This is a genomic window from Chryseobacterium herbae, from assembly GCF_025154075.1.
In the GTDB taxonomy this organism is placed as follows: Bacteria; Bacteroidota; Bacteroidia; order Flavobacteriales; family Weeksellaceae; genus Chryseobacterium; species Chryseobacterium herbae.
Genome location: NZ_JAOAMU010000003.1, coordinates 83,746 through 110,595, shown reverse-complemented (window position 1 = coordinate 110,595; position 26,850 = coordinate 83,746). Strand labels below are relative to the sequence as shown.

26 protein-coding genes are annotated in these 26,850 nt (G+C 36.8%); 20 read left to right on the top strand and 6 right to left on the bottom strand.

The window, feature by feature from the left end:
• Positions 1–24 precede the first annotated feature (24 nt).
• Entirely contained in the window at positions 25–1,023 is a 999-nt protein-coding gene (locus N0B48_RS10550; RefSeq protein WP_259838767.1) for a DHH family phosphoesterase, read from the bottom strand.
• A gap of 235 nt (positions 1,024–1,258) precedes the next feature.
• Between N0B48_RS10550 and rpmH the strand changes: the two genes are divergently transcribed.
• Together rpmH and N0B48_RS10540 are read left to right on the top strand one after the other, a co-directional pair.
• The gene (gene rpmH, locus N0B48_RS10545) at positions 1,259–1,417 is read left to right on the top strand and encodes a 50S ribosomal protein L34 (RefSeq protein WP_034701860.1); all 159 of its coding nucleotides are present in this window, start codon (positions 1,259–1,261) and stop codon (positions 1,415–1,417) included.
• Positions 1,418–1,571: 154 nt separating this feature from the next.
• Positions 1,572–2,282, top strand: coding sequence for a cell division ATP-binding protein FtsE (locus tag N0B48_RS10540; RefSeq protein ID WP_259838766.1), 711 nt, complete (start codon positions 1,572–1,574; stop codon positions 2,280–2,282).
• Positions 2,283–2,370: 88 nt separating this feature from the next.
• Here the strand turns inward: N0B48_RS10540 and N0B48_RS10535 are convergent, their stop codons facing one another.
• From N0B48_RS10535 to N0B48_RS10525, 3 genes are read right to left on the bottom strand one after another with little or no spacing between them, the layout of a single operon-like run.
• Positions 2,371–3,066 (bottom strand): tRNA1(Val) (adenine(37)-N6)-methyltransferase, encoded by a 696-nt coding sequence (locus tag N0B48_RS10535; protein WP_259838765.1) that lies wholly within the window; start codon positions 3,064–3,066, stop codon positions 2,371–2,373.
• Entirely contained in the window at positions 3,066–4,520 is a 1,455-nt protein-coding gene (locus N0B48_RS10530) for a sensor histidine kinase (protein WP_259838764.1), read from the bottom strand. Before N0B48_RS10530 ends, N0B48_RS10535 begins: the two co-directional genes overlap by 1 nt.
• Position 4,521: 1 nt before the next feature.
• Positions 4,522–5,106 carry a riboflavin synthase gene (locus N0B48_RS10525; protein ID WP_034723238.1) on the bottom strand — a complete coding sequence of 195 codons (585 nt, stop codon included), beginning with the start codon at positions 5,104–5,106 and terminating at the stop codon, positions 4,522–4,524.
• A 48-nt stretch (positions 5,107–5,154) separates the two neighbouring features.
• On the opposite strand from N0B48_RS10525, the gene pdxA reads away from it, so the two are divergent.
• The 11 genes from pdxA (at position 5,155) to N0B48_RS10470 (ending at position 15,165) form a co-directional block, all read left to right on the top strand.
• Positions 5,155–6,246, top strand: coding sequence for a 4-hydroxythreonine-4-phosphate dehydrogenase PdxA (gene pdxA / locus N0B48_RS10520; RefSeq protein ID WP_259838763.1), 1,092 nt, complete (start codon positions 5,155–5,157; stop codon positions 6,244–6,246).
• Between the two features lie 84 nt (positions 6,247–6,330).
• Positions 6,331–6,861, top strand: a complete 531-nt coding sequence (locus tag N0B48_RS10515; RefSeq protein WP_259838762.1) for a YceD family protein — start codon at positions 6,331–6,333, stop codon at positions 6,859–6,861.
• A 68-nt stretch (positions 6,862–6,929) separates the two neighbouring features.
• Entirely contained in the window at positions 6,930–7,133 is a 204-nt protein-coding gene (rpmF, locus tag N0B48_RS10510; RefSeq protein ID WP_007843326.1) for a 50S ribosomal protein L32, read from the top strand.
• A gap of 127 nt (positions 7,134–7,260) precedes the next feature.
• Positions 7,261–7,740: an acetyl-CoA carboxylase biotin carboxyl carrier protein gene (gene accB / locus N0B48_RS10505; RefSeq protein WP_259838761.1), complete on the top strand. Its 480-nt coding sequence runs from the start codon at positions 7,261–7,263 to the stop codon at positions 7,738–7,740.
• A gap of 99 nt (positions 7,741–7,839) precedes the next feature.
• A complete protein-coding gene (gene accC / locus N0B48_RS10500) occupies positions 7,840–9,195 on the top strand; it encodes an acetyl-CoA carboxylase biotin carboxylase subunit (protein ID WP_259838760.1) in 1,356 nt (451 codons plus the stop codon).
• Positions 9,196–9,528: 333 nt separating this feature from the next.
• Complete coding sequence (gene tssD / locus N0B48_RS10495) at positions 9,529–9,936, top strand: type VI secretion system tube protein TssD (protein WP_259838759.1); 408 nt, start codon at positions 9,529–9,531, stop codon at positions 9,934–9,936.
• 270 nt (positions 9,937–10,206) lie between these two features.
• Positions 10,207–10,773 carry a YdcF family protein gene (locus N0B48_RS10490; RefSeq protein WP_259838758.1) on the top strand — a complete coding sequence of 189 codons (567 nt, stop codon included), beginning with the start codon at positions 10,207–10,209 and terminating at the stop codon, positions 10,771–10,773.
• A gap of 183 nt (positions 10,774–10,956) precedes the next feature.
• The gene (locus N0B48_RS10485) at positions 10,957–11,748 is read left to right on the top strand and encodes a hypothetical protein (protein ID WP_259838757.1); all 792 of its coding nucleotides are present in this window, start codon (positions 10,957–10,959) and stop codon (positions 11,746–11,748) included.
• Positions 11,749–12,016: 268 nt separating this feature from the next.
• Positions 12,017–13,264: an ornithine--oxo-acid transaminase gene (gene rocD / locus N0B48_RS10480; protein WP_259838756.1), complete on the top strand. Its 1,248-nt coding sequence runs from the start codon at positions 12,017–12,019 to the stop codon at positions 13,262–13,264.
• Complete coding sequence (locus tag N0B48_RS10475; protein ID WP_259838755.1) at positions 13,264–14,019, top strand: glycosyltransferase family 2 protein; 756 nt, start codon at positions 13,264–13,266, stop codon at positions 14,017–14,019. Before rocD ends, N0B48_RS10475 begins: the two co-directional genes overlap by 1 nt.
• A gap of 402 nt (positions 14,020–14,421) precedes the next feature.
• Positions 14,422–15,165, top strand: coding sequence for a polysaccharide deacetylase family protein (locus tag N0B48_RS10470; protein WP_259838754.1), 744 nt, complete (start codon positions 14,422–14,424; stop codon positions 15,163–15,165).
• On the opposite strand, the gene N0B48_RS10465 is transcribed toward N0B48_RS10470, so the two are convergent.
• The gene (locus tag N0B48_RS10465) at positions 15,162–16,241 is read right to left on the bottom strand and encodes a glycosyltransferase family 4 protein (protein WP_259838753.1); all 1,080 of its coding nucleotides are present in this window, start codon (positions 16,239–16,241) and stop codon (positions 15,162–15,164) included. The genes N0B48_RS10470 and N0B48_RS10465 overlap by 4 nt on opposite strands.
• A 59-nt stretch (positions 16,242–16,300) precedes the next feature.
• Here N0B48_RS10465 and N0B48_RS10460 point away from each other — a divergent pair, with 59 nt between their 5' ends.
• The 6 genes from N0B48_RS10460 (at position 16,301) to N0B48_RS10435 (ending at position 24,913) form a co-directional block, all read left to right on the top strand.
• Positions 16,301–17,278 (top strand): WaaS/CpsH family glycosyltransferase, encoded by a 978-nt coding sequence (locus N0B48_RS10460; protein ID WP_259838752.1) that lies wholly within the window; start codon positions 16,301–16,303, stop codon positions 17,276–17,278.
• Complete coding sequence (locus N0B48_RS10455) at positions 17,275–18,462, top strand: glycosyltransferase family 4 protein (RefSeq protein WP_259838751.1); 1,188 nt, start codon at positions 17,275–17,277, stop codon at positions 18,460–18,462. Before N0B48_RS10460 ends, N0B48_RS10455 begins: the two co-directional genes overlap by 4 nt.
• Positions 18,463–18,528: 66 nt before the next feature.
• Positions 18,529–19,749 carry a glycosyltransferase family 61 protein gene (locus N0B48_RS10450; protein WP_259838750.1) on the top strand — a complete coding sequence of 407 codons (1,221 nt, stop codon included), beginning with the start codon at positions 18,529–18,531 and terminating at the stop codon, positions 19,747–19,749.
• 1,514 nt (positions 19,750–21,263) lie between these two features.
• Positions 21,264–22,172, top strand: coding sequence for a glycosyltransferase family 2 protein (locus N0B48_RS10445; protein ID WP_259838749.1), 909 nt, complete (start codon positions 21,264–21,266; stop codon positions 22,170–22,172).
• Positions 22,173–22,399: 227 nt separating this feature from the next.
• Positions 22,400–23,908: a glutamate--tRNA ligase gene (gltX, locus tag N0B48_RS10440; protein ID WP_259838748.1), complete on the top strand. Its 1,509-nt coding sequence runs from the start codon at positions 22,400–22,402 to the stop codon at positions 23,906–23,908.
• Positions 23,909–23,956: 48 nt separating this feature from the next.
• Positions 23,957–24,913, top strand: a complete 957-nt coding sequence (locus tag N0B48_RS10435; RefSeq protein WP_259838747.1) for an acetyl-CoA carboxylase carboxyltransferase subunit alpha — start codon at positions 23,957–23,959, stop codon at positions 24,911–24,913.
• Between the two features lie 64 nt (positions 24,914–24,977).
• Here N0B48_RS10435 and N0B48_RS10430 read toward each other — a convergent pair whose 3' ends face one another.
• Positions 24,978–25,709, bottom strand: coding sequence for a DUF6759 domain-containing protein (locus tag N0B48_RS10430; protein ID WP_259838746.1), 732 nt, complete (start codon positions 25,707–25,709; stop codon positions 24,978–24,980).
• A 144-nt stretch (positions 25,710–25,853) separates the two neighbouring features.
• Between N0B48_RS10430 and tsf the strand changes: the two genes are divergently transcribed.
• The gene (gene tsf / locus N0B48_RS10425) at positions 25,854–26,681 is read left to right on the top strand and encodes a translation elongation factor Ts (protein WP_259838745.1); all 828 of its coding nucleotides are present in this window, start codon (positions 25,854–25,856) and stop codon (positions 26,679–26,681) included.
• The last annotated feature ends 169 nt before the right edge of the window (positions 26,682–26,850 follow it).

Genomic DNA, 26,850 nt, shown 5'->3' with positions numbered 1-26,850 from the left:
TTCTACAGAACTTTATGAAATTAATTACGGTTTTTCAATAAAACGTTTAAAATCTTCAATCGTACTTACCAAAGATCCGGAAGATTTTCCACCTGCTGCATTGATATGTCCACCTCCGTTAAAGTACTTTCTGGAAAACTGATTTACGTCTACATCATCTTTACTTCTGAAAGAAATTTTGATAAAATCATCATAAAGATCTTCCATAAAGAAAGCGGCCATTTTCACGCCGGCAATGCTCAGTCCGTAATTCACGAAACCTTCTGTATCTCCTTTCTGGAAACCGTATTCCTTAAGTTCGTTTCTGGTTAGAGACAATACAGCAACCTTACCGTCATTCACCACTTCTATTCTTCCCAGTACGAGAGCAAGAAGATGAAGACGGGAAACGGTATTCGTATCCCAGGTATTTGAAGTGATCACAGAAGGATCAGCTCCTTTTTCAATTAAATTAGCAATAATCCTGTGGGTAGTCGCACTTGTAGAACGGAAACGGAAACCGCCGGTATCGGTCATAATCCCAGTATAAAGACATTCTGCCATATCCTGATCAACCAATGTTTCATCTCCCATGGCTTCAATAAAATGATAAATCATCTGGGAAGTCGCAGGAATTACGGTGTCAGAATAAACAAAATCAAACTCCTCAGGTTGCTGATGGTGGTCGATAAGAATTTTCTTAGCTTTTGCTTTCGTCAGCCATTCTCCTAAAATACCGATTCTTGAAGGGGCATTGAAATCAAGACAGAAGATGACATCCGCACCGCTGATCAGCTCAAATGCATATTTCCTTTTATATTCTCCGATGATTACCTTTTTGGATTCCGGCATCCATTTCAGAAATTTTGGAAAATCATTCGGTACAATCACTTCCGCAGGAATTCCTTTTGCTCTTAAATAATGCTTCAGTCCCAAACTGGAACCTATAGCATCTCCGTCCGGATTGTAATGAGTAAGGATAACTATCTTGCTTTCAGGCGTAAGTAATGCGTTGATATCTAAAAGTTCTGTTGGTGTAAACATCGTGTGCTTATTTTTCTTTAAATTTGAGTTTTCAAAGATAGAGCTTTTAAATAAATCATCTCAATGTAATTTCTATAGCCGGATTTCTTTTCTATCTCGGGGTTTATGAATAAAGGGATCAAAAACATTTCAAATAATTTCCAAAAAAAGATAAGGAAAATTTGTAACTTTTAAAAATTTCTATATCTTTGCAACCTGAAAATTAATAGATTAATTACGATTTAAATATATAGTAATGAGTAAAAGAACATTCCAGCCATCAGAAAGAAAGAAAAGAAACAAACACGGTTTCAGAGAAAGAATGTCTACGCCAAACGGTAGAAGAGTTTTGGCAGCAAGAAGAGCTAAAGGCAGAAAGAGTTTAACTGTTAGTGCTGCGCGCGCTAAGAGATAATATCTCGAATATCATATACAGATCATGCTTGAAAAGAAGTTTTTCAGGCATTTTTTGTTGTTAAAATTTCCTAAAGTTTAGGTTTTTTAAGCTTCTTTTTTCTATTTTTAAGATCTGAAAAAATATTTTAGAAATAGCACCATAAAATTGAATTATGCCGCATACAAATATCTCCGGAGATAATATTATAAGCTTACAGAACGCAAAGATTGCGCAAAAAAACTTTACCGTCCTTTCTGATGTTAATCTTAACATTAAAAAAGGAAGATTCTGCTACCTTATCGGAAAGACAGGTTCCGGAAAAAGCTCATTGCTAAAGACGCTTTACGGACACATTCCGTTGGCATCCGGGCATGGCGCTGTGGTAGGTTTTGAGCTTGCCAAACTGAAGCCTTCAGACATTCCAAACTTAAGAAGAAAACTAGGAATCGTATTCCAGGATTTCCAGCTGCTTTCGGACAGAACCGTTGAAAAAAACTTAAAATTCGTTCTTGAAGCTACAGGATGGAATGATAAGATAAAAATGGAAGACCGTATCAACGAAGTTTTAGGAAGCGTTAATATGAAAAGCAAAAAGCACAAAATGCCGCATGAACTTTCAGGTGGTGAGCAACAGCGTGTAGCGATTGCCAGAGCTTTACTGAATCATCCTGACCTTATCCTTGCCGATGAACCTACAGGAAACCTTGACCCGGAAACATCCAACGAAATCATGACTCTTCTGAAGCAGGTAGCTCTTGAAAACGGAGCCGCTGTAGTAATGGCTACCCATGACTACCATATGATCCAAAACTTCCCTGGAGAAGCGATCAGATGTGAGGACGGAAAAGTTTCTGTACTGGATACGGCTGAGTTATTTGAATAAGATTAAAGAATGAAGAGATTGAAAAATGAAGGCATTTAGATAAGACCAAACTGCCACCATCTAACTTCTAATCTCTAGCTTCTAACCTCTATTTTTTAAAGACATGAAACTCCTTTGTGAGTTCAATATATGAGTCCGAGTATTGTCTCGGACTTTTTTCTATCACAAAATCAGACTTTTCCACAGGAAATTCTGTCAAGGAAAATTCAAGAACTAATCTTTTCGTTTTAGAATTTTCTATTCCTTTGATATTGACTTTGCGCTTTAGAAACAAACGATTTTCAGAAGCCGTTTCTATAAAACCATCACCAGCTTCAGCAGGAATAATAACCGATAAGATCCCATGATCAGCCAGAAGTTTTACAGAAGCCATAATGAGCTGCTGGAAATTTAATTCTATCGTCTGCCGGGCAATTTTATCTTTATCAGATCCGGATTCTTCAAAATAGGGTGGATTTGAAACAATCAGATCAAATTTATTTTCTGTTTCAAAAGTCTTAAGATCCTGATGAATATTTTTCAGTCTTGCTTGAAAAGGAGAATGTTCAAAATTCGTTCTGGTAAGTGAAACTGCCTCTTCATTAATATCCAGACCAAGAAAAGATGCATGAGTATTTCTTTGCGCAAGCATTAATGAAATCAGACCGGTTCCGGTTCCTATTTCCAAAACCTCCGATGCATTTTCAACATCGGCCAAAGCACCCAACAATACGCCGTCTGTTCCTACACGGAAGACGTTTTTTGACTGTTGAATTTCGAAATGTTTAAATGTAAAAGGTTTCACTATAAATTCGTAGGCAGTGTAATGGTAAATGTAGATCCCTTCCCTACTTCAGACTTCACCGCGATCTCTCCTTTATAATCCTCGATCATCTTTCTGACCATCGAGAGACCAAGTCCCATCCCGCTGTTTTTAGACGTAAAATTAGGTTCAAATATCCTTTCGTACATATTATCAGGAATTCCTACCCCATTATCCTGCACAGAGATCATTACCCTTCTCTGATGCTGTTCCACATCCACATTGATGATGAGCTTACGTTCATCACTCTGAGCCTGCTTAGCGTTGGTTACAAGATTAGTAATGATCCTTGAAAGGTAGATCCTATCCATATTGATCATGATATTTCCTTTATTGGAATGCATAAAGATACTGTCATCATTGAAAACGCGCAGAATATCTTCCACTTCCGTATTTAGATTAATGACTTCATTATTTTTTTCAGGAAGCTTGGCAAATTCTGAGAAAGCTGAAGCCACAGTAGCAATCAGGTCGATCTGATCTACCATTGTTTTGCTCATTTGTTTTACCCTTTCTCTGATATTCGGATCTTCCGGATCAAATTTTCTTTCAAAGTTCTGGATGGTAAGTTTCATCGGCGTAAGAGGATTTTTCACTTCATGAGCCACTTGTTTTGCCATTTCTCTCCAGGCTTCTTCAGATGCTTTGAAACGCAGCCTTTCTTTCTGGTCCTGAATCTGCAGAATCATCCTGTTATAAGCTCTTGCAAGGGCATTAAGCTCATCATTTTTATAATATCTGATAGGACGCATCTCATTTTCAAATAATGTAATACGTGTGATCATATCAGAAAATTTCGTAATATTTTTCGCTAAGCTGTTTGAGGTTACCCAGCTTATCCAGATACTGAAAAGGATAAGGAAAATATCTACCAATAAAATGTATTTGATATACTGGTGAAGAACATCCAGATAGGCAGATTCATTATGATACAAAGGAATATATATAATTCCTATTGGCTCCAGTTCATTGTTTTTTAAGAGGAGATATGACGAAGTTCGTCCGGCATCTTTTTTCTTATCATACCCTTTGATATCCACTCTGGAATCGGTAGAGAGAATTTTATTGACGATATTGATAGGAATCGTTTTCTGATCAATAAGGCTTTCGTCTTTATTGGACAGAAGGTAATTCCCTTTCAGATCATAGATCACAATATCATGCTGGTTGATGTCCGCTATCTCAAAAATTTTATTTCCCAATACCATCGGCAGGTCTTCCGTCTCTACAAGAGTCCGGCTTACTGCATAATCAAGGTATCTCATCACGGCGTTAGTCTTTTCCTGCATATCAATATTGCTTTGCTGCAGAGAATTATTCCTTAAGACAAAATAGGGAACGAGCGATGTAGCGACAACACTTAAAAAACAAACGAGCAGGAATCCGAAAAACACCCGGTTCCTTAAACTGTATCCTTTGTATTTATTTATCGGCATCCTACTTTTTAATTAACCTAGCAATATACTTACCAATGATGTCAAATTCTAAATTAACCTGATCTCCGATTTTAAGATGCTGCATATTGGTAAACTCCCAGGTGTAAGGAATGATAGCCACAGAAAACTGAGTATCTTCACTTTTTGCAACGGTCAGACTGATTCCGTTTACTGTAATAGAACCTTGTGGAACCGTTACAAAACTACCGTTATCTTCATATTTAATGGTAATAAAATAGCTTCCGTCCTTATTTTCGATTCCTGCTACTTCTCCGGTTTTATCCACGTGGCCCTGTACAATATGTCCATCCAGTCTTCCATCCATCTTCATGCATCGCTCAAGATTCACAACTGTACCTACATCCCATTTTCCAAGATTGGTTTTTTCTAATGTTTCATTGATCGCTGTTACGACGTATTGATCATCTTTAATCTCAACAACCGTCAGGCAGCACCCGTTATGAGCAAGGCTCTGGTCTATTTTCAATTCGCTGGTAAAAGGACATGTTAGGGTGAAATCTATGTTGCTTCCTTTTTCTTCAATCTTTTCAATAACGCCAACTGCTTCAATAATTCCTGTGAACATATTATTTTTTGCTAAATTTGTAAATTATAATCTTCAAAGATAATCAAAATGAGCCCAAAAAACCATAAAGTACGAGTAGGAATTTCAATAGGTGATTTTAACGGCATCGGTCCGGAGATCATCATGAAGTCCCTGACAGACAAAACCATTACGGATTTTTTCACTCCGGTGATTTTTGGCTCGGGAAAGTTATTTACCTTCCAGAAAAACATTTTCAAGCTGAATATCAATTTCAACTACGTGAATGAAGCATCACAGGCCCAGCCAGGGAAACTCAACATGGTCAACCTGACCAAGGATAATGTGAATGTAGAATTGGGTGTTCCGACGGAAGAATCCACCAAAATGGCTATCGAATCTTTAGAACTAGCGACTGAAGCTTTAATGAAAGGAGACATCGATGTACTGGTGACAGCGCCTATCAACAAAGATGAAATGGTGAAAATGGGCTTTAAACATGCTGGACACACTGGCTATTTTGAAGAGAAGTTCAGTAAAAAAGGACTGATGTTCTTAGTTACAGAAGATCTGAAAGTAGCAGTTTCTACCCACCATATTCCGATTGCCAACGTAGCAGAAAATATTTCCAAAGAAAAAATAAAAAAACAGATCAGAGCCCTGAATCAGACATTGATCGAGGATTTCTGTGTACAGAAACCAAAAATTGCAGTATTAGGATTGAATCCTCATGCAGGAGACGGTGGTGTGATCGGAAAAGAAGAGATCGAAATTATAGAACCGGCTATCAAAGAACTTTCTGATAACGGAATACTGGCTTTCGGACCTTATCCCGCAGACAGCTTTTTCCAGCCGAATAAGTACAGAAATTTCGATGCAGTTTTGGCGATGTACCACGATCAGGGACTGGCACCGTTCAAAACTTTAGCCTACGAAGAAGGCGTGAATTACACAGCGGGACTTCCTTTTATCAGGACCTCTCCGGACCATGGAGTGGCGTATGATATCGCAGGAAAAAACATCGCTGATGAACAGAGTTTTACAGAAGCGATTTTCACTGCTATTAAAATATTTAAGAACAGAAGCGAATATAACGATCTGATGGCCAATCGTATGCAACCAAGAAAAATGGTTGTAGACAATGGAGTGGATGAAGATCTTCCTGATGAAAATGAAGGATAATTCGTAAAAACAAATTTTAAATTAATTTGTTATGGATTTTATTTGTTATTATAAAAAAATTGCATATTTTTGCACACTCATTTTATGGACAAGTTAAGAAACTATGACGTAAGCTTTTCCGGACTCAAAAACGGGAAGCACGTGTTCAAATTTGAGATAGATAAATCGTTCTTTCAATTATTTGACACTGAACAGGAATTTACAAATCCTAAAATCGCAGCTGATGTTTTCTTTGAGAAGCACACTACATTTTTAGAATTTGAGATCAAAGTACACGGGACAGTAGAACTCATTTGTGATCTCACGAATGATGATTTCGACTATCCTATTGAAAACGAGGTCAGAATTTTAGTGAATTTTGGTGAAGAATATGACGACAGCAATGAAGACGTCATTACCATCCCTACTTCAGATCACGCATTCAATGTAGCACAGCTGGTCTATGAAAGTGTAACGCTTTCTATACCGATGAAAAAAGTTTCACCGAATATAAGCGATGAAGATCTGGAAATTCTGAATAGGTTCAGTCCGAAAGATATTGAGGAACCCGAAGAGGAAGAACATGAGAGCGACCCGAGATGGGAAGCACTGAGAAAGTTAAAAGACAATAATTAAATAAAAAATAATTTAAATATGATGAGATGATGAATCTCATCGCTCATCAATTAAAAAAGTTATTCAAAATGGCACATCCTAAGAGAAGACAGTCGTCCACAAGAAGAGATAAAAGAAGAACTCACTATAAAGCAGTAGTTCCTCAATTAGCTAAAGATGCAACAACTGGTGAACTTCACCTTTACCACAGAGCTCACTGGCATGAAGGAAAACTTTACTACAGAGGTAAAGTAGTATTGGAAAAAGAAGTAGCAACTACAGAAGAAAACTAAGAGTCGCTTTTCATTGAAAAAGCCTCATTTTAATACAAAAACCGCCCGATTTTGATAAAATCGGGCGGTTTTTTGTTGTTTTTTATGTTTTTTTGGTATCTTTGAACCAAAATCAAATATCAAATTTATGGACATTAAAGACATACAGAATCTTATCAAGTTTGTATCTAAGGCTGAAGTTTCAGAAGTGAAGTACAAAACTAAAGATTTCGAGATCACTATTAAAACTCCATTAGCCGGTAGCGACGCGGTTTATGCACAGCCAGCAGTATACCACACCGCTCCTCAGGCGGCAGCTCCTGTTCATGCAGCAGCTCCTGCAGCAGCACCAGCTGAAAAAGCTGAAGCAGCATCTGATGACAGTAAATATGTCGTTATCAAATCTCCAATGATTGGTACTTTCTACAGAAAGCCATCTCCGGATAAAGATGTATTTGTAAATGTAGGTGACGAAGTTTCCGTAGGAAAAGTAGTTTGTGTAATCGAAGCAATGAAGTTATTCAACCAGATCGATTCTGAGATCAGCGGAAAAATCGTGAAAATTTTGGTAGATGATGCTACTCCGGTAGAATACGATCAGCCTTTATTCTTAGTAGATCCATCTTAATTAAGAAGTTAGATGTTAGACATTAGATGTTAGACTCAATTCTGCATTCAAAATAACATTATCTAATTTTCAAATTATCTAATTTTCAAATTGAAGAAGATGTTCAAAAAAATATTAATAGCCAATCGTGGCGAAATTGCAATGCGTATTCTACGTACGTGCAAAGAAATGGGGATCAAAACCGTTGCGGTATACTCTACAGCAGACAAAGACAGTCTTCACGTAAGATTTGCTGACGAAGCCGTATGTATCGGTCCTCCTATGAGCAAAGACTCATACCTTAAAATCCCTAATATTATTGCAGCAGCAGAGATTACGAATGCTGACGCTATCCACCCGGGTTACGGATTCCTTTCTGAAAATGCTAATTTCTCAGGAATATGCCAGAAAAACAACATCAAGTTCATTGGTGCTTCTCCTGAGCAGATCGAAAAAATGGGGGATAAAGCCAATGCTAAGGCGACGATGAAAGCTGCCGGAGTACCATGTGTACCTGGTTCTGACGGACTGATTGACTCTTACGAGCACGCTATAAAAGTAGCTGAAGAAACAGGATATCCAGTAATGATCAAAGCTACCGCCGGTGGTGGTGGAAAAGGGATGAGAGCTGTATGGAAAGCTGAAGACCTTAAAGATCATTGGGAATCTGCTATTCAGGAAGCTGTGGCTGCCTTCGGAAACGGAGGAATGTACATGGAAAAACTGATTGAAGAGCCAAGACACATTGAGATTCAGGTGGCTGGTGACCAATATGGAAAAGCATGTCACCTTTCTGAAAGAGACTGTTCTGTACAGAGAAGAAATCAAAAACTGACTGAAGAAACACCATCTCCTTTCATGACTGACGAGCTTCGTGAGAAAATGGGGGCTGCTGCTGTAAAAGCTGCTGAATTCATTGGGTATGAAGGGGTAGGTACTATCGAATTCCTTGTAGACAAGCACAGAAATTTCTATTTCATGGAAATGAATACAAGAATCCAGGTAGAGCATCCTATTACTGAGCAGGTGATTGATTATGACCTGATCAGAGAGCAGATCCTTCTTGCTGCGGGAACGCCTATTTCAGGAATCAATTATTACCCGAAACTGCACTCTATCGAATGTAGAATCAATGCTGAGGATCCTTACGCAGACTTCAGACCATCTCCCGGTAAAATCACAGGATTAAACATTCCTGGTGGACACGGAATCAGAGTAGATACTCACGTTTACTCAGGATATACTATTCCTTCCAACTATGACTCGATGATTGCTAAGCTTATCACTACGGCTCAAACCCGTGAGGAAGCTATTGCTAAAATGCGACGTGCACTGGAAGAATTCTATATTGAAGGTGTGAAAACTACCATTCCTTTCCACAGACAACTGATGGATAATGAAGATTATCTTGCAGGAAACTATACTACAAAATTCATGGAAGATTTTGTAATGGATAGAAAATATGATAATCACTAAGATTATTTTATATATAAATTTTAAACTGCCTCAAATTGAGGCAGTTTTTTTATTATCCGATCTTTGGAAATTTTAATTCTCATCCAATATTTACACCTTTTCATTTTCGAACTCACCCAATCCCCCTGTCCATCGGAAGTTCACAAATGCTTAATATTAAAATCCATAAACAACTGATTTCCAATAAACAATTCACCTAACACTTGTTAGTCGCAGAATTACGACACTTTTTAAAATTTCTTCAAAAACTTTTTTGTGATAATATAATTACTTCTATTTTTGGTGACATAAGATAACAAACCACACAATATTAACAATTAAAATTTACTTATCATGGCAGAAAGAAATTCAAGAGGAATTTTAAAATTCAACGGCGGTGAAGGACAAAAGTTATTAAAACTTAACTACAGTGTATCCCGTTCTACAGATGTATCAGGAAGAGTAGCATCAGATCCTTCCAATGCATTGATCAAAATCACAGTAGAAGCTACTGAAAAATCAGACGTTCTGGAAAGTCTTCTTAACGGAAAGTACAAGCCTACAACTGGAGAAGTAACATTCAACAAATCTCACGAAGAAGGAACATTGACTACTTTGAAGTGGGAGAACGGATATGTGATCCAGCACGAAGTAGATTTCGATGCGGTAGATGAAAACAGCATGTACATCAGCTTTGTAATCAGCGCAGAACAAATCGATCTTGGAACTTCTTCTTACAAAGGAGAGTGGCCTTCATCTTAAGCATGTAATTTCCTACATCAAAAGAAACAACAGACAGAATGGTAGACCCGGCGAAAGGGATGCTATTCTGTCTTTTTTGACTGTACTTATTCCTTTTACAGCTAAAGATGATTTGGGATTTACATTTTAAAGCTTTAAACTTACAACAAAGTGCGAAATCATTCCTTCGAACTTATTCTTCCCCATGACTTTTGGGTGTCACACAGAATAATAATCTCGAAGAAGCTCGCACTTAGAAATGTAAATAATACAGGTAAAAATGCAATAAGGATGTCTACAGTTCATATGGTTAAAAATATTTTCAGATATCTTTTTATTTTGGGAGCTGCATGGTTTCTCATTCATTCTGTTTACATCATTACAGACGGATTAACGGACAACAGGAAAAACGCTGATTTAGCAGTTGTATTTGGTAATACAGTGAATAAAGATGGAACCTTATCCCCAAGATTAAAAGCCAGACTGGACAAAGCAATTGAATTGTATCGGGATCATCGGGTAAAAGAAGTTTTAGTAAGTGGAGGTTTTGGTAAAGAAGGATATTGGGAAGGAAGCGAAATGAAAAAATATTTGGTGGAAAATAAAATTCCTTCTGAAAACATTATCACAGACAATTACGGAGATAATACTGAAAAAACGGTCATTAATTCCATAAAAACAGCTGACAGTTTACATTATAAAAGCATTGTCTCAGTTTCTCAGTATTATCACCAAACACGTATTAAAAAATTATTTAAAAAACATTATTTTAATAACGTATCAAGCTCCAGTCCTAAGTATTTTGAAGCCAGAGATGTATACTCAGTTTTTAGAGAATTTTTCGCATATTATTTATAAAACGAAGCCAAAATAAAAGAAAAAGATAAAAAGTATTTTTATATAGTAGTTCAGTACAACAGCCTCCGATAACTCAGGTTTTAAAAATCTCAGATGGGCCATTCAATGATGAGAGTTCGTATCAAATGCTCCTCAGGTAACCGAAGAAGAAATTTTCATCAATAGCTGTAAAAAATAAAAAGCATGGAAGAAAACCGGGTAAAACCTTTTCAGAAATATTCAGGGACACATGTTTATCATGTGGAAAACTCACTTGAAGTACAGTTTGGAGAAAAAAAAGGCTGCCGCTCTTCCTGCAAACTCAATATAGAGGAAACGGAAAATGAAGACCACACCAAAAACTGGCGGATAGAAAAAATAGAAGACGCTCCCCTTCCGTCTGAAAACAGCTTTATGGAAATCCTCCATGAGCTGGAACAGAGCTCTTATCCTGTTGAAATAAAAGTGGATGAAAAGGGCCAGTTTCTCAATGCCTCAGACCATCCGAAAATGGTGGAAAACTGGAAACAGAAAACAGCAGGGATTCAGGAGAAATACCAGAATGCAGATGTCTTCAGAAATCAATATCTGAATGCTTTAGAAGATGAACCTCTTTTTTACAAAAACAAGCTTAAAGAACCGTTTTGGAACCTTATCTTCTATGCCCCATCTTATGTAGATAACGGTGAAAAAACACACGAAAACTTCATGTGGAATATAAAAGGAATCGGAGTTGTAGAATGTGCAGGAACCATCTTAGCTAACCAGAGAGATTATGGTTTTGATGCTTTTTTCACTTCAGAAATCAGCCTTCCTGATGATATAAAAGAGGAAATTGACAAAAAATACCAACACAGAGCAGAGCAGTATAAAGCAACGCTTACCATTCAAATGGAATACAACTCCCCAAAAAGACAGTATTCAAAAAAGAAAGCTGACTTCATCCTTTCGGACGGAGAAAAGATATTATACCGGGAAATAAGCAGTATCATATAACTATATGAAAACCAGCAAAAACAGCATCCCAAAAAGTAACACAAAAGCATAACCCAAAACGGTTATGCTTTTTTCTGAAATCTCCCAAGAAAAAAAAATACCATAGCATAAAGATATAAAACCTGCATTGTCTGATTTGTGAAATAAATATTTTCTAAAACAGCTGCATCCAGCCTTAAAATTCACTTTAAATACTGGCGTGTACCGTATTACGTTTTTGTTTATGCATCTCATTAATAATGCTTAAATTTGCCGAAAACCAAAACATATGTCAACAGCAGCAACAGCAAAAAACTCACAGTATTTTATTGACCTTGAAGACAAACATGGAGCGCATAACTATCACCCTCTTCCAGTGGTTCTTGACCGCGGAGAAGGAGTTTATGTATGGGATGTAGAAGGTAATAGATATTATGATTTTCTTTCAGCATATTCTGCTGTGAACCAAGGACATTCTCACCCGAAAATTGTAGCGGCTCTGGTGGCACAGGCTCAGAAACTGGCCCTGACTTCAAGAGCATTTTACAATTCAAATTTAGGTGAGTACGAGCAGAAGATCACTTCCCTTTTCGGATTCGATAAGGTTCTTCCTATGAATTCCGGAGCTGAAGCCGTAGAAACTGCCGTAAAATTAGCCAGAAAATGGAGCTACGAAGTAAAAGGAATTGCAGAAAACGCAGCCAAGATCATCGTTTGTGAAAATAATTTCCACGGAAGAACCACTACTATTGTTTCTTTCTCCAATGATCCGGATGCCAACCAAAACTATGGTCCTTTTACACCCGGATTTATTAAGATTCCTTATAATGATATTGCAGCATTAGAAGAAGTGCTAAACAAAGAAGCAGGAAATATCGCCGCATTTTTAGTAGAGCCTATTCAGGGTGAAGCCGGTGTTTATGTTCCGGACGAAGGTTTCCTGAAAAATGCTTCTGAGCTATGTAAAAAACATAATGTACTGTTCATCGCTGACGAAGTTCAGACCGGTATCGCAAGAACAGGACAACTGATCGCGTGCCACCACGAAAATGTACAGCCGGATATTCTGATCTTAGGAAAAGCTCTTTCCGGAGGAATGTACCCTGTATCGGCAGTATTGGCGAATGATACCATCATGAATGTAATCAAGCCGGGACAACACGGTTCTACATTCGGAGGAAACCCTATCGCTTGTGCCGTAGCAGTAGCCGCTTTAGATGTGGTTGCCGACGAAAAACTGTCAGAAAGAGCAGAGCAGCTGGGTCAGCTTTTCAGATCTGAGATCGAAAAGATCATTGAAAAACACAGCCTGATTACCAAAGTAAGAGGAAAAGGTCTTTTAAATGCGATTCTGATCAACGATACTCCGGACAGCTCTACAGCATGGAACCTATGCTTACAGTTAAAAGAAAATGGTCTTCTGGCAAAACCTACCCACGGAAATATCATCAGATTGGCACCACCTTTGGTGATTACAGAAGAGCAGCTTTTAGACTGCGTCAAAATTATTGAAAAAACTATCACAGAATTTCGTTAATGAAGTTATCCGTCTGTTATATTGTTTTAAATGGAGATAGAATCATTGAAAAAAGTATCAGTAGCATCTACGAGATAGCTGATGAGATCATTGTCGTTGATTCTTTTTCCACAGACAAGACCGAAGAGATCTGTACCGGGTTTCCGAAAGTAAAATTTATCAGAAAAAAATTTCTCGGCTTCGGCTGTCAGAAAAACTATACCCTGTCTGAAGCTTCGGGAGAATGGATCCTGTTTCTGGATTCCGACGAAGTTCCGGACGAAACAGCTGTTAATGCGATTAAGGAAATTTTAAAAAGTTCCAACCCTCCCTATAAAGTTTATGAGATCCACTTCAACAATATTCTGCTGAAGAAAACCATTAAATATGGCGGTTGGGGTAACGTTTGGAGAGAAAGATTTTTCAAAAAAGGTCACGGAAAATATACGGATGATCTGGTCCATGAGTGTTTTATCACTCAGGATAAAAAAGGAAAACTGCCCGGAAATATCAACCATTATACCTATAAAAGTATTGCCCATCATATTGAGAAAATTAATAATTACACTCAGCTGATGGCAGAGAAAAAAGTCTTGAACGGAAAATCAGTATCTCTTTTTAAGATCATCTTTTCTCCCCTTTTTGATTTTACGAAAACCTATTTTTTAAAATTCGGTTTTCTGGATGGTGTGGCCGGATTTTACATCTCAATTACCGGGGCATTTTACACGTTCCTGAAATACATAAAGATCAACGAGATCTACAAGTTCAAATAATATCTTTTGAATTAAAAATATAAACAGCCGGATTGCATTACAACGAATTGCAGCTGGCTGTTTTTTTATTCCACTGGATTCTGGGCATTTTTAAAAACGCAACCGGTTATACATAGTCGGATGCCCTCTGTTTATCTTTTACTGCCTGTATTCAGTCTTGCTTTTTTTAGCTTTGTGCTCAACCAGTCAGTATTTTAAAATTAATTTTAATGTATTTTTAAGCTCATGCATCTAATAATTAATTAAATTTGAATATTGTAACAGATGTCTGTTTATGTAGACTCATTACTATTCAAGGAATAAATTAGTCAGTAAATAAAAACAACAGAATTATATAGATCGTAGGTAATTTTTATAGGTATAAATTCCATAAAGCATGCGATTTTCAAAATTCATATAACCATGCTCAGATTTGTTAAAAGAACACTTGGATTTTCAAAAGAAGAAAGTGTCCGCATCCTTATGTATCATAAAGTTCTTCCGGAAAAAGAAATTTCCGGAAAAGATGGTCTGACCGTATCGGCAGAAAATCTGGAAGAACAGTTTAAATACATTAAAAATCACTACAATACAGTATTCTTTAATGACCTCAACACCGGCAACCAGCTGAAACACAAGCTCATCCTCACTTTTGATGACGGCTACCTCAACAACCTGCAATATCTGGTTCCTTTATTGGAAAAGTACAGGTTGAAAGCTACCATTTTTATTCCTACAGGACTTATTCATAAAGATCTCACGGACAAAAAGCGTGAAATGATGACGTTTGATGAGATCAGGTCACTCAATCCTGAATACGTAGAGATTGCACTGCATAGTCATACCCACAGAAATTATTCACAAATATCTCTGCAGGAAACAGCTGATGATCTTAACGAGAATATCCGCACTCTGGAGGAGAAAAAAATTCCTTTTACCAAAGTACTCGCCTATCCTTATGGTAAATTTCCTAAAAAGGGTGAGCAAAAAAAGGCATTCTTTTCCATGCTTGAAAATGCCGGTATTACCTCAGCAGTCCGAATTGGAAACAATATTGCCTATTATCCATGGAAGAATAAATTTGAGATCAAAAGGATTGATATCAAAGGGGGTGATAGCTTCGAAATTTTCAAATGGAAATTGAGACTGGGGAAAATCAAGCTTTAATTCAACAGTTCGCTGTAAAGTTTTTCGTAGGCACCGGCCATCTCAAGATATCCGAATTTCAGGGCTCTTTCTTTTAATTGTGAAGCATATTGGTCTGTTTTAGCCCCATAAGTCTGCATTCCGGACGCATAGACATGCTGCATATGTTCCGCTGAAAATTCATCAAAATAAAAAGCCAGATCGCCACCTATTTCAGGAAGACTCGTCAGTTTGCTTAAAAATACCGGTTTCCCAAAATACATGGCTTCTACAGGTGGAATACCAAAGCCTTCCGCTAAAGACGGATGACAGTATGACTCACAATGCTGCAGAAGAAAATATTTATCGTTGTTATCTACATTTTCGAGGATGTGAACTCTGTTTTCTAATCCCAGTATTTTTATTTTTTCTAAAAACTTCTCTTTATAGGCAGATTTTGCTGAAGAAGTAACTAATACAAGTTCCCGGTCATTTTTTGAAATAAGATCCAGGAGAACTTCCTGATTTTTTTTAGGAAAAAGTACCCCGATGTTTAAAATATATTTTTTTCCGATAAAGCCGTACTTATTTTCAGAAGTGAACGCTGTAGTTTCAGGGAAAATCAGTCCGTTGTAGATCACTTCTACTTTTACATTATTTTTTAGTGCAAAAAGCTTTTTGTTTTTAAGAAAGTCTTCTTTTACAAATTCTGAGATACAGACCAAAGCATCTGCATTTCCAATGTTTTTCTGAACAAGTCTCGTACTTTTCGCTATTTTTTGTTCAGAACTGTTGTCGTGCAGAAAATTAAGATCATGGAGGGTCACTACTTTTTTCTGACCGCTTTTTATGGTATGAAAATAGTCAGAAAGCTGGTGAGTTGTATGAATAAGTGAAAAAGATCCCGTGCTGAAAGAAATTTTCTTTTGCCAGAACTTCCAGTCAATAATTTTAAAGTTTTTTTTTGTCTGTGGAATATTTTTTTTCGGGCCATAAAAAGTATACTCAAAATCTGAGGTTTTCTCGTCCAGACCCTTTATTAATGAAACACATACGTTAGCAATTCCCGACTTCGGATACTTCAATCTTTCAGCATCAATTAAAATTTTATGTGTCATTATAGCTAAGCTTTGCATCAAAAATATAAATTTAAATATGAAATTTTTATTTTTGCAGTATGAAAATTTGTTTAATCAGCTTCGATTTCTGGCATTATGACGAACACATAGTGGAAAAACTGAGTGATAGAGGCATTCAGGCGTGCCATATCAACATCGGAGCCTTTACCCATAAAAATACTGGCGAGCGTATAAAAAACACTTTCAGCAAGATTTTTCTGGGCAAAAACCCGAAATATTACAAAAGACAAAGTTTCATACTTGAATCTCTGGAAAAAATTGGAAAACAGGATCAGATTTTGGTCATCAATCCTGAAGCTATTGACGAAAGCATCCACCAAAAGATCAGAGAATATGCAGACCGTAACATTGCCTACCTTTACGACAGTATGGCCAGAAACCCTGCTACACACCTTCTGCACTATTTCGACACTATATTTTCTTTTGATGATAATGATGTGAAAAATTTCGGATTCGAAAAAATCACCAATTATAATTATCTCGATCATGTTCCGGCATCTAAACAACGCCCAAAACTGGACCTGTTTTACATCACATCCTACGATCAGAAAAGACTTTCTGCATTAAATATGCTAATCAACAGGCTTTGCCCGATGAAAGTTAAATTTGAAGTGTATATCGCAGGTAAGAAAGGATGGAAAAATAAGCTGAACCAGATCATTGACAAAAAAAATATTGAAATTTTAAAATTCGGAAGAAAAAAAATACCGCATCATGCTCTTCCGACTTATTATAAAAACACCAAGGTTATTCTTGATCTGATGCGTGCCGACCAGACCGGCCTCAGTTTCAGGATATTTGAAGCTATGGCTCTTGAGAAAAAAGTCATCACCGATAATCCAACCATTAAAACGTATGATTTTTATAATCCTAATAATATTCTGGTGCTGGATAAGAATTTCCGTAATGTAAAAAAAGATTTTTTCAATACGCCATACGAAAAACTGCCTGAAGAAGTTTATTATAAGTATACGCTTGACCATTGGGTAAACACTGTATTTAAACTGAATTCATGAAAGAAATAAAAAATGTACTTATTGTAACCCGGGAATACCAATCTTCCCGCACCCCAAAAGTAGGCGGTACAGGCGTTTTTTATAAAAATTTATGTGCAGAGCTGGTCAAGAGAGGAATCTCGGTACATGTTTTCCTGATTTCAAAGTATGCATTTGATATGGAGGAAGAAGGTGTAAAGATTCATTCTGTCAAAGATATTTTCAAAGCTAATCCTCTTCTTGAGCTGGTAAGGTCTTTTACCGGAAAAATAAAGGCTCTTGAACAGATTCATTTTAAAACTTATTTATCTGAGAAAAAAATAATAGCTGACAAAATAGGTACCTGGATCAAAAAAAACAATCTTCATTTCGATATTGCAGAAACGCATGACTTTGACGGTCTGGCGCTTTCTATTCCTGAAGAACTTCCGTATGTAATCAGATGTCACGGCTCGTGGTCTGTCCTTGAAAAGTATTTCGGGTATAAAAAAGTTCATAAAGGAAGAATTTTCTGTGAAAAAGCAGCTTTTAAAAAATCAAAAAACATAATTACGATCTCAAAATACAATGAGACGATCAATAAAAGCCTGTTCGATATCAAGAATCCAAAGCTGATCTACAACGGTATTGATGAAAAATTCTATAAGCCAGAGGAAAATGCGGACATTATTCCTAAATCTGTTTTCTATTTAGGAAACGTATCTTTTGAAAAAGGAGCAGAAACGCTGATCACTGCTTTCGTTGAACTAAAAAAGAATTACCCGCAAGCATCGCTTCATTTTATAGGGAATCCGAATCATTATCCTGTCTATATCACTGAGAATATCCACGATCCGGAGATCCAAAAATCAGTTCATTTTTATGGTAACAAACCGGCGGCGGAAATTGTACAGCTCATCAGCAACGCAGAGGTGGTCTGCTTCCCCTCCAAAGGTGAAAATTTTAGCTTATCTTTGCTGGAAGTAATGGCGATGCAGAAACCTGTTGTATGTTCTTCTATAGATTCGTTTAAAGAGATTATACAGGAGCCTGTAAACGGCCTTATTGCTGAGGAAGGAACCTTCCATGAAAAGATAAGTCTCATTTTTGAAGACGATGATCTGAGAAACAGGATATCACTGAATGCCCGGAAATTAATAGAATCTAAATTCGGCATCGATACAATGGTTGATGAAACCATACGTTATTACCACGAAATCATATAGAAAATAAGTTCTCTATATCTCCGGAAATAACAACCGAACTTCTTAGGTCATCCCAAGTTTAAGAGTATGAACGCACAGGAACAAATTGAAAATTTAGAAAAACAGCTTAAAGCACTTAGAAAAAAATATTATATCAAGTCTTTTTTCAGAAGAGCAAAAAGACTTGTAACCGATTTTTTGACGCTGGATTCTCTACCCCCCGAGTATTGTGTAGAAAAAATCAGGGTTAGCGAAAAACAAGAGGCAGAACTTTTTCTTCCTAAAACTTTTGATGCTCCCCAGGTTTCTGTAAAAACGCCTAAAAATGCCATAGAGATTCTGGCCCTTCAGGATGTGCTCTGTATTCCTAATTCCACGTATTTTTTAAACCTGAAAAAAGATAAAATCTTTTACGAAAGATGGCATGACGATGACAGGATTACGTACGTTTACAATACCAACAATCTATTGCAGCATTCAATGACGCTTGCGAAGGTAAGAAATCATAAGAATGTATATTATGATGAGGAAGCCATTTTCCTGGGTGGAACCTTTACATTCAACTATTATCATTTTCTGGTAGATATTTTGTCTAAAGTTGAGTTTTTCCAATATATTCCTGATGCTAAGAATAAGCTGATCGTTATAGATCAAGACGTACAGAAGGTTGAAAATCTGAAAGATCTTCTGATGTTTTTTCTCAAGGATTATAAGATTGTATTCCTTAGCCACGAAAAGAATTATTACCAATTTAAAAAGCTGTGGCATATCACCAGCACCAATTATGCGGTCCCGAATATTATGCCGGGCGTAAAATATGAGGCCGGATTTGCTAAGTTATCGAAATCTTCGCTGCAGTATCTCAGAAAAACAGCCTTTGATAATTTAGACCTGAGCAAGGTTAACATCAAACCTGTTAAAAAAATATTTATTTCAAGAAGATCCCAGTATAGAAAATATAATGATGAGGAGATCTTTGAAACGGCAAAAAAATATGGGTTTGAAGAAGTTTTCTTTGAAGATCTCAACATCCATGAACAAATCTACATGGTCAATAACGCTGATTATATCATAGGACCAAGCGGAGCGGCCTGGACAAACGTTTTGTTCGCAAAATCCGGAGCCAAAGGCCTCAGCTGGTTCAGTTCGGTATGGGGAGATTTTGCAATTTTCTCTACACTAGCCAAAGAAGTGGATTTCGATCTTAATTTTTATATTTATCCGCAGGATTACGAAGGTTTCCATGAAGATTACAGACTGGATCCTGAGATTTTTAACAAATATCTTGTGCAGCTACTAAAGATCTGATCAACAATAAATAGAACAGGTCTGTTTGTTGTATAAAGAAGTTAAATTCATCAATTTAAAACACTGAATGTTAGTGATTTAAAATTAAAAAATAATATTTCTTAAAGTTATCCAGTAATAGTAGTAGCGGAACATGTAAATATATTATGCACTGAAAATCTGTTTGTTTATCTTAGGAGAACTTTTTAAGTCAATTGCAGGCACCATAGCTAAATAGAAAAATACAAAGAAAAACAGCAATATTAAAAGTCAAGATGATGAATAAAGATAAGATAGTTCCATATATTAACATCTCTATAATATTTTTTATAATTATCTATATTACATATGGATTCTTTAATCAAAAACAGATAAAAAAAGAAAATGGATTTGGATGGGACGGAGTTTATTACAATGCAGCCTACCAAATATTCTCCCATAAAGAAAATCAATTATATAAAAGTAATGAGTACAATAGTACTTATCAAGACCTCTATCATAAAGCGGATCCATTCAATAAAAGGATAGGAGTTCCAAAGCTGGCGTCACAATTACCTTTTGATTCTGTTTTTAGTTTTAGATTAATCAATCTTACAGCATTCTTCTTAGGACTTGCTCTTTTATACCTTAAGTGGGGTAAAAAAAATATAACCCTTGCATTGATTTTTATTTTTTCAATGTTGGTGACACCGCAAATGCCATTTAGACTCACTCTTTTCTACCCATTCTCTGTGGACGGTGTTCAGTTCTTATTTATATCACTCATGATTTTCTTTTATGAAAAGCCATTGTATGTGATATTGGCAAGCATATTCTTTCTGCCCTTTAAAGAAAGTACTGTTCCGATGTGCTGTATTTTTTTAGGGACAAGATTTTTAATGACCCGAAAGCTTAAATATCTGCTTTACACTATTCCTGTTCTTCTGTTTTTTTGGATCTATCTGAAACTCGGATCAAAGATTTATGGTTTTGATAGCCATAGCAACGGATTTGAAGTAATTAAATATTTCTTTAATCAGTTTTATGGTAATTTTAAAAATATGGTTAAACTTATCGCCTGTTTTTTTATTGTTTTTTCTTCATTCCTGTTTATAAAAAGAAAATTTTCAGAGCAAACACTATTCTTTATTTTTCTTGTTGCACTGCTATCAGTTTCCGGATCTGACCTTACCAGAATATTCTGTGTAGCCCTGCCTTTCCTTTTTGATGAACTCATCAACAATGACAAGGTAAAGAACATTTTTCTCTATTTAATCATATTGGTCATTTCTCTTCCTTATAAATTTATCTTCACCATTCTGGAGTTTAATGATAAAAATAAGATTGGAGAAGGCTTTTTTGTGACAAATTTAGAATATCAGGAGGTTGATAAGAGTATCTTTTTTTTAATTTATTTTGTGGTCTGTAATCTCATCCTCTTCTTTTATCTAAAGTACTCAAAACGATTAAAATTGATATAATCACTGTTTCATATTCCCAACAATTTCTTATTTAAAAGTAATATAAAATGCCTTCCACAGCAGAATTATTATAGCATGAATACCCCTCCACTTGTAAGCCTCATCATCATCACCATGAACCATGAAAAGTTCATCGAGCAGGCATGCATGTCCGCCATATCACAGACTTATCCCAATTATGAAATCATTCTGCTGGATAATGCTTCGAAGGATAAGACTTTTGAAAATGCAGAAGGTCTGCTTTCCCAATTTGGTCAGCGTTATCAAATGATCAGGAATACCGAAAGTTTTGGTGTGGCTAAAAATATTAATATCGCCGTTTCTAAGGCTTCAGGAGAATTTATTTCCCTGCTTTCCGGAGATGACTGGTATACGGAAGACAGCCTGGCGGAAAAGGTAGCGTACATTCAGGAAAATCCGGTAGACTTTATTCTTTCAGATGGCTATAAATATTATCAGGCTGAAGATAAAACCACTGATGCTTATACCCCAAAAGAGAAAAAACAGGTCATAGACAGCCTTTCCAATTTTTTCCATGAAAATGTCTCTGAAAACAGAACGTCCAATGTAGGAACGTTTGTAAAAACAGAACTGCTCGTCAAATACCCATTTGATGAAAGCATCAATACGGAAGACTGGGACATGAATCTGAGACTTACATCCAAAGAATACAAAATCGGATTCATAGACAAAAAACTGTTCTACTACAGAATTCTTTCCACCAGTCTTTCAAGAAACTGGAAATTGATGAAAGATTCTTATGAGAAAGTGACCCATAAATACATAGACTATATAAAAGCTGATCAGGAACTTTATAAAAAATACAGGCTTAAACTTATCCATTTCAAGTACGAAATCCTCCTTTCAGAAACTGATTCAGAAGCTGAAAAAGAAAAACTCCGAATAGAATGGAAAAAAGAAAAGTACAGGGTAAAATATAAAAACCCGGTCCTGTTCTTCAAACTGCTGATGCTTAAAAAATAGATTGAAAGATGGAAGTATGAAGCAGGAAGATGGAAGTTATTCAATCCCAAATCAGAATTTTATTTATTCCTTTAAAGCGGTATCATCAAATTTAAAGTAATTGTTAAAAATTAATGCCCGATAGCGGCTTTCTGCCTTCCGCTTCAAGATTCCTGCCCTATTATCCTAATTTTCATAACCCGAACTCAGGTAATTTTGAGTAAATTTGCACCAAAATTTTAATTGAAATGGAGAAAGTAAGAGTTCGTTTTGCTCCAAGTCCTACCGGACCTTTGCATTTGGGAGGCGTAAGAACCGCATTATATGATTATCTTTTTGCTAAAAACCAAGGTGGTGAATTTGTCCTTCGTATTGAAGATACAGATACGGCAAGATATGTAGAAGGAGCTGAAGAATACATCGAGGAAGCTTTAGAATGGTGCGGCATCATTCCTGATGAAAGTCCTAAGAAAGGAGGAAAATTTGCACCTTACAGACAGTCTGAAAGAAGAGATATCTACGACAGATATACGGAGCAGATCCTTAAAACAGACTATGCCTACATCGCTTTTGATACCCCTGAAGAATTGGATGCCATCCGTGCAGAGTTCGAAGCGAAAGGAGATGTTTTCTCTTACGACAACAAAACCAGAAACCGACTGAGAAACAGTCTTGCTCTTTCTGAAGAAGAAGTGCAGAAATTACTGGATGAGAAAACCCCTTATGTGGTACGATTCAAAATGCCGGTGGACAGAATCCTGAACCTTGAAGATATCATCCGTGGAAAAACTGCGGTAAATACCAATACATTAGACGATAAAGTTCTTGTAAAGAACGATGGAATGCCTACTTATCATTTCGCCAACATCATCGATGACCACGAAATGGAAATCTCCCACGTCATCCGTGGTGAAGAATGGCTGCCCTCTTTAGGACTTCACATTTTATTATACGAAGCTATGAACTGGGAAGCACCTCAGTTTGCCCACCTTTCGCTTATTTTAAAACCAGAAGGAAAAGGAAAACTAAGCAAGAGAGACGGTGACAAATTCGGATTCCCTGTGTTCCCCCTGGATTTCAAAGATCCGGCTACCGGAATTGTTTCCAAAGGATACAGAGAAAACGGTTATCTTCCCGATGCATTCATCAATATGGTTGCCCTTTTAGGATGGTCTCCTGCAGATGATAAAGAAATCCTGACCCTGGAAGACATGTGCAAAGAATTTGATCTTCATAAAGTACATAAAGCCGGTGCCAGATTCAGCAAAGAAAAGTCTGAATGGTTCAATCATCAGTATATTCAGCTGAAATCGGATGAGGAGCTTCTTCAGATTTTAAAGAATACAGATCTTGACCTTTCTGCTGTTTCTGATGAAAAATTAGTAAAGATCATCGGTTTGATGAAAGAAAGAGCTACCTTCCCGAAAGACATCTACGAAAACGGAAAGTTTTTCTTCGAAGCTCCTGCTTCTTATGACGAGAAAGCATCTAAAAAAGCATGGAACGACGAGACTTCTGCTGTTTTGGGAGAGTTTGCAGAAAACCTTACGAATACTGAATTCACTTCAGAAAGCATCAAGCAGGCGATCCACGATTACGCGGAGAACAAAGGCCTGGGGATGGGAAAAGTGATGATGCCCCTGCGTTTAGCCTTAGTTGGAGAGCTGAAAGGCCCGGACGTTCCGGATATCATGGAACTTATTGGAAAAGAGGAAAGTATCTCCCGAATAAACAATGCTATCAATAATTTTAAATAGTTTTTCATAATTTTTCATAAATTTGAAAGATTTAATTTACTTCAAGAAATGGAATATTTAAGTTTCGAACTTCCTATAAAAGATCTAATGGATCAACTTCAGACTTGTTCTTTAGTAGGAGAAGAAAGTGGTGTTGATGTAAAATTAGCATGCAGCCAGATTGAGGATAAGATTTTGGAAAAGAAAAAAGAAATCTACCACAACCTCACTCCTTGGCAGAGAGTACAACTATCCCGCCATCCGGATCGTCCTTATACAATCGACTATATCAACGGAATGGTAGATAAAGGAAGTTTTCTGGAACTTCACGGAGACAGAAATTTCGCAGATGACCCTGCCATGATCGGTGGTTTAGCTACATTGGATGGTCAGAGAGTAATGATCATCGGAACCCAGAAAGGGAGAACGACCAAAGAAAGACAGTACAGAAGATTCGGAATGCCGAATCCTGAAGGATACAGAAAAGCTTTGCGACTGATGAAGCTTGCTGAGAAATTCAACATTCCTGTAGTAACTTTAGTAGACACACCGGGAGCTTATCCTGGACTGGAAGCTGAAGAAAGAGGACAGGGTGAAGCTATCGCCAGAAACATTTTTGAAATGGTTCAGCTTAAAACTCCTATTTTCACCTATATCATTGGTGAAGGAGCAAGTGGTGGAGCTTTAGGAATAGGTGTAGGAAACAAAGTATACATGCTTGAAAACACATGGTACACCGTAATTGCCCCTGAAAGCTGTTCTTCTATCTTATGGAGAAACTGGGACCACAAGGAAGATGCAGCCAATGCATTGAACCTTACCCCGAAAGATGCTTTAAGAGAAAAATTCATAGACGGTATTATTGAAGAACCTCTTGGAGGCGCTCAATACGATCCGGAAATAGCGTATCTGAATCTGAAAAATTCAATTTTACAGAATATCAAAGCTTTTTCAAAATTCTCAGGACAGGAACTTGAAACCCAAAGGCAGGAGAAATTCATTGCGATGGGACAGTTTAAAGGATAAAAAATAAAAACGGTTAAGAAATATTTCTTAACCGTTTTTGCTTATAGTTTTCTTCTTATGGGTATCATTCAGATACATTGAGTGCGATCTCAATATCTTTATCAATCTTTTTCAGAGAAGAATATTTAGCATCACACACCATGGTCGTCAGCACATATTCTCCTTTATCGATCAGGATGAAATTCTCTCCTTTGGCAGGAACCGTTAGATTATAATATTTTTTTCCGCTTATTTTCACAATCAGATTGCAGCTTGATCTATTTTTGATATTGATGTAAGCATCATTTTTATTAATATCATTATTAAAAAGATGGGTAAGCATGGCAGCCGTTCTTTTGTGCTCCTCACTGGGTTCCGCTTTGCTGCTTGTTTTTCCGGCACTTTTCGCAGATCCTACAGAAGCATAATTGACCGTTCTTTCCGGCTTTGTGGCCGTAGTTGTAGGGGCAGCTGTATTGGTTGCTATCGTTTTTCCGCTGTTCAGTTCGTTATTCTTAACTATTTTTTCAATTTTCTCTTTGCTGATTGGTTTAATGGTAGGTTTAGCTTCAGGAGAATTATCTGCCATGATCATATCGATCAGTTTTCTTTTAAAGTAATCTGATTTGGCATGTCCCGGGTTTTGTTTCAGGAAACCTGCGATCACTCTCGCCTCTTTTGAAGCCTCCGCATCCTGCTCTGTATAGATGATCACTGTTTCTTTTTCTACAACAGCTTTGGATTTCGATTTTTTCTTTTTTTGGGAAAAACCTAATGCAAAAATGCAGAGAAATAGGAGTAGAAAGATTTTTTTCATTAATCAAGTCTTTAAAATAGTATTAAATATATCAATAACGTGAAAAGTCATTTTTTAGTTTATCATTAAAATCATTATCTTTGCCCTGCTCTAAAATTAAGCTAAAAATTAATACTAATCTTAAATAAAAAAATAATAGATATTATGTCTTATACACCAGTTGCTGCAGACGTAGCGAAATTAAGAAACCAAACAGGTGCAGGTATGATGGACTGCAAGAAAGCTCTAGTTGAAGCAGAAGGAGACTTCGAAAAAGCAGTAGATATCCTTAGAAAAAAAGGACAGAAAGTAGCTGCAAACAGAGCTGACAGAGAATCTTCTGAAGGTGCGGTAATCGCTAGAGTAAACGAGGATAACACTTTAGGTGTTGTAATCTCTCTAAACTGCGAAACTGACTTCGTTGCAAAAAACGAAGCTTTCATCGTGCTTGCTTACGAATTAGCTGAAATGGCTATTTTCGCGGCTACTAAAGAAGAGCTTTTAGCTACAGATTTCCACGGAATGACTGTTGCTGAAAAACTAATCGAGCAAACAGGAGTTATCGGTGAGAAAATCGAGATCGGTGCATTCGAAAGAATCGAAGGACCATTCCTTGGAGCTTACATCCACGCTGGAAACAAAATCGCTGCGATCACTTCACTTTCTGCTAAAGTAGATGGAGCTGACGAAGCTGCTAAATCTGTTTCTATGCAGGTTGCTGCAATGAATCCTATCGCTTTGGACGAAACCAGAGTTTCTCAGGAAACCATCGATAAAGAATTAGAGATCGAAAGAGAACTTCTTATCAAAGAAGGTAAGCCTGAAAACATTATTGAAAACATCCTTAAAGGTAAAATGCAGAAGTTCTACAAAGACAACACATTGGTACACCAGTCTTTCATTAAAGACGGAAGTGTTTCTGTAGCTGACTATGTAAAATCTGTAAACGGAGACCTTAAAGTAACAGGATTTGTAAGAATTAGCCTGGCTTAATCTCTTTCAAAGAAAAATACGGATCCCGGTGAATATTTCACCGGGATTTTTTATGGAATCATGCGCCGCTGTTAACCTAATATGAAGCTAATCTTAAATCTTCAACAACTTAACCGTAAGTGCCTATTTGTGAAATATTTTAAGCTAGAAATAAATTATTAATGTTTAA